Genomic DNA, 4,529 nt, shown 5'->3' on the forward strand with positions numbered 1-4,529 from the left:
CCGGGCCGGACGCCGCGGACCTCGCCGGGCACCGCGCGGCGGGCGGCGCGGAGGAGGACCCGCGGCCGTGACGCAGGCGATGCTCCTGGCCGCCGTGGCCCTGCCGGCGGCGACCGCCGCCGCCGGATCGGCCCGGCGCCTGCGGGACCTGGCTCCCGGCCTGAACGCCGGCGCGGCGCTGCTGTGCGTCGCGTCGGCGTGCGGGCTCGCCGTGACGGTGGCCTTCCACGGGCCGGTGGAGGCGGTGCTCGCCCGCTCGGACGGCCAGGCATGGACGGGACTGGTGGCCGACCGCGTCACCGCGGTGGTGCTGCTGCTGGTGTACGGCGTCAGCGCCGTGGTCCAGGTGTTCGCCCGCCGCTATCTGCACGGTGACCTGGCCGCCGCCCGGTTCGCGACCGCCGCCGGGGCCCTGACCGCCGCCACCGCGGCGATGGTGACCGCGGCGACCCTGGTCACCCTGGCGGTGGCGTGGTCGCTCACCGGATGGGCGCTGTACCGGCTGGTGGGGGTGTACCGGCCGGCGCCCTCGGCGGCCGACGCCGCGCGCCGCACCGGCCGCGCCGTCCTGGCCGGAGACGTCGCGCTGTGGGCGGCGGTCGGCCTGGCGGTGGCGGTGTGGGGCGATACAGACCTGCGCCGCCACAGCCCTCTCCCGGCGGATCTGGCGGGCGGTGTCCCGGGCGGTGTCCCGGCCGCCGGCGCGACGGGCACCGTGGTGGCCTGCCTGCTCGTGGTGGCCGCCGCCGCGCGGTGCGCCCAACTGCCCTGGCACCGGTGGCTGGGGGCGTCCCTGGCGGCACCGACCCCGGTCTCGGCGCTGCTCCACGCCGGCGTCGTCAACGCCGGCGGAATCCTGCTGGTACGGATGTCCCCGGTCTTCGGCGCCGCGCCGGTGGCCACCCACCTGGCCTTCGCCATCGGAGCCGTCAGCACCGTCGCCGCGACGGCGGTCATGCTGGCCCGCTTCGACGTCAAGGGCGCCCTGGTGCACTCCACCGTCGGCCAGATGGGCTTCATGCTCATGACCTGCGCGCTCGGCCTCTACGCCGCGGCGGTGGTGCACCTGTTCGCGCACGGGCTGTTCAAGGCGGCCCTCTTCCTCGGCTCGGGCTCCGCGGTGCAGCAGCACGCCCGCCGCGCCCTGGCCCCTCCCGCTCCCCGCCTGTCCCCCGCAGGTACGACGGGGATCGCCGTGCTCTCCGTGGCCGCCGCCCTGGCCGCGGTCGCCGCGGCGGTGTGGTGGCTCCCCCCGCACACCGCCGGCGCGGCGCTGCTGGTCTTCGCCGCGGCCACCGCCGCACGGCTGGCGTGGGGCTGGCTGCGCCACCATCCCACCGCCGGCGGGCTGGCGGCGCTGGTGATCGTGCTGCCCGCCGCGGCGGCGGGCTATCTGGCCCTGGTGAAGGCGGTCACGGCGTTCTTCGCCCCCGCCCTGCCGGCCACCGCCCCCGGCGCCGTACCGGCCTGGCTCCTCGGTGCCGTGGTGGCGGTCCTGGCCGCGGGCACGCTGCTGCCCCGGGTGGCACCCGCGCTCGGCGCAGGCCACTGGTACGGCCGCCTCTACGCGCTGGCGCTCTCCGCCGGGCAGCAGCATCCCCGAGCGTTCCCCGGCGACCGCCCGCCGCACCCGGTGCCCGTCCCGCAGCCGCACCTCCCGCGGTCCGGCGCGGCCCGGCAGTGACCGGACCGGGCCGGCCCGGGCGGGACCCGGACCGGCCCTCCGGCCGCCCGCCCCTCGAAACCCACCGCATCCGTACGGACCACCCGTCCGGGTACCGCACCGCATCACCGCAGGAAGGAGCCCGTACCCATGACCGTCACCCCGGCCGGCACGGCCACCGGGACCGCCCCGCCCGCCACCGCGCGGCAGGACACGCTGCCCGCCGACATCGCCGCCGCGGCCCAACTGCTGGCCCCCACCTGGCCGCTGGCCGACTTCATCGCGGTCAACCCGCTGGCCGGCCTCCAGGACCGCGCCTTCGCCGAGGCGGTCACCTCCGCCGCCGACCTGCTCGGCGCCCGGATCACCCCGGACGAAACCTGGCTGCGCGCCGCCCGGCAGCGCGGCAGGATCACCGACGACGACCTGCGCGCGGCCCTGGAGCGCCGCTTCCCCGCCGCCCTCCGGCAGCGTCCGCTCACCCTCGGCTCCGACCGCCACGAACCCGCCGGGCTGCTGCTGGCCGACCTCTGCCACGGCATCCCGGCCCCGCCCCCGCGCCGCCGGGCACGCACCGCCTCGGAGATCCTCGCCCCGGAGGCGGCCCGTCTGGTCGACACCCACACCGCCCAGTGGTGCGCGGCCTACCTGGACGACGGCCAGTCCTCCTGGCCGATGCCCGGCCGGGAGCGCGGCTTCTACCCCGCCTGGCGGAACCTCGCCCCGCACGACATGCTGCTGCCCCGGCCGGTGCGCGCCCGCCTGCGGGACCTGCCCGACCGCCCCGAACAGGCCCTCGCGGACGCCCTGGCCGCACTCGGCGTCCCGCCCGGCGCGCCGCGCGTGCGCTGCCTCCAGGCACATCTGGCGTGCCTGCCCGGCTTCGCCTCCCACATCCGGTGGCGGGGCCAACGCCCCGGCAGCGGCATCGACCTGACCGCCTACCTGGCTCTGCGGGTGTCCGTCGAGGCCGCCGCGCTCGCCGCCGCCCACCCCCACGGAACCGCCTGGACGGCCGCCGCCGGCCACGCCGGGGCCCCGCAGGCCGTCCCCGGTCCGGTCGACCGCGCCCATCACCTCCTGGCAGCACTGGGCATCGGCGACGCCGCTCCCGCGCAGCGCGCCGCGCTGGCCGCGCTGCTCGGCCGGGTGCCGCTGGAGCAGCGGGCCCTGGTCTGGCTGGACGCCTACGAAGGGCACTACCGGGACGAGTTGCTGGGCGCCCTCGCCCGCACCCCGTCCCCCGGCCCCGACGCGAACGCCGGCCCCGCGCCCGGCCCCGGCGCCCGTCCGCGGCCGGACTCCGCCGCCCGGCCGCCGGCGCAGGTGGTGTGCTGCATCGACACCCGTTCCGAGGGGCTGCGCCGCCACCTGGAATCCCTCGGCGGCTACCAGACCCTGGGATTCGCGGGCTTCTTCGCCGTCGCGATGAACCACCGCGATCTCGCCGGCGGCGCCGCGCGCGTCCAGAGCCCCGCGCTGGTCACCCCCCGGCACACCGTCACCGAACGTCCCTCCCACGGACAGCGCCGGGCGGCCGGCCGCGCCCTGACCGGCCGCCGGGCGATGGCCGCGGCGGAGCACTCCGTGCACGCCGCCAAGAGCGACCTGCTGGCGCCGTTCGTCCTCGCCGAATCCGCCGGCTGGCTCACCGGCCCCCTGGCGGCGGCCAGGACCCTCGCCCCGCACGCCAGCGGCGCGATCCGTGCGTGGTGGACCCGCCGCGTCGCCCCCGCCCCGCCGACCGAGATGGCGATCGAGGACGCCTTCACCGTGGCGGAGCGGGCCGCCACCGCGGAGGCCGTCCTCACCCTGATGAGCCTGACCGGAGGTTTCGCCCGTCTGGTGGTGCTGTGCGGCCACCGCGCCCACACCGACAACAACCCCTACCAGGCCGCCCTGCACTGCGGAGCCTGCGGCGGCCATCCCGGCGGACCCAACGCCCGCGCCGCCGCCGCCCTGCTCAACGACCCGCAGGTCCGCGGCCACCTGGCCGGCCGCGGCATCGCCATCCCCGACGACACCTGGTTCCTGCCGGCCGAACACGACACCACCACCGACACCGTGACGCTGCTGGACACCCACCTGCTCCCCGCCACCCACCGGGAGGACGCCCGCCGGATCGCCGCCGACCTGCGCACCGCCGGCACCCGCCTCGCCGCCGAGCGCTGCGCCACCCTGCCCGGCGCGCCCGCCGGTCCCGGCCCGCGGCGGGCCGCCCGCCACACCCGCTCCCGCGCCCGCGACTGGGCCCAGGTCTTCCCCGAATGGGGGCTGGCGGGCAACGCCGCCATCGTCATCGCCCCACGGTCCGTCACCCGCGGGCTCGACCTCGGCCGCCGCGTCTTCCTCCACGACTACGACCACGGCCCGGACCCGGACGGCGCCGTCCTGGAGACCATCCTGACCGCGCCCCTCGTGGTGGCCCACTGGATCAACAGCCAGTACTACTTCACCACCGTGGACCCGCACACCTTCGGCGCCGGAACCAAGGCCCTGCACAACGTCGTCGGAGGAGGGCTCGGCGTCATGGCCGGCCACACCAGCGATCTGCTGACCGGCCTGCCCTGGCAGTCCCTCACCGACGGCCGCGACGTCCACCACGAGCCGCAGCGCCTGCTCGCCGTCGTGCAGGCACCCCTGCGCACGCTGGACACCCTCATCGCCCGTCACACCGTGCTCCAGCGGATGTTCTGCCACGACTGGGCGGCCCTCGCCGCCCGCGAGCATCCCGGCGCGCCGTGGCACCGCCACACCCCGGCCGGCTGGCAGCCCTGGAGGCCGGCCGGCGGCGGAACGGGGGACGGCGGGTCCGCCCGAGGGAGCTGACCGCCGCAGCCGGGTCCGCACCCCGCCCGGCCGCCCG

2 protein-coding genes are annotated in these 4,529 nt (G+C 78.2%); both read left to right on the plus strand.

All coding sequences use genetic code 11. From position 1 onward, the window contains the following. Nucleotides 1-67: 67 nt before the first annotated feature. The gene (locus tag GQS09_RS27045; RefSeq protein ID WP_207958336.1) at nucleotides 68-1,684 is read left to right on the plus strand and encodes a proton-conducting transporter membrane subunit; all 1,617 of its coding nucleotides are present in this window, start codon (nucleotides 68-70) and stop codon (nucleotides 1,682-1,684) included. A gap of 129 nt (nucleotides 1,685-1,813) precedes the next feature. Then, a complete protein-coding gene (locus GQS09_RS27050) occupies nucleotides 1,814-4,492 on the plus strand; it encodes a DUF2309 domain-containing protein (RefSeq protein WP_165990160.1) in 2,679 nt (892 codons plus the stop codon). The last annotated feature ends 37 nt before the right edge of the window (nucleotides 4,493-4,529 follow it).

Source organism: Streptomyces sp. YIM 98790 (assembly GCF_011421595.1).
GTDB lineage: Bacteria > Actinomycetota > Actinomycetes > Streptomycetales > Streptomycetaceae > Streptomyces.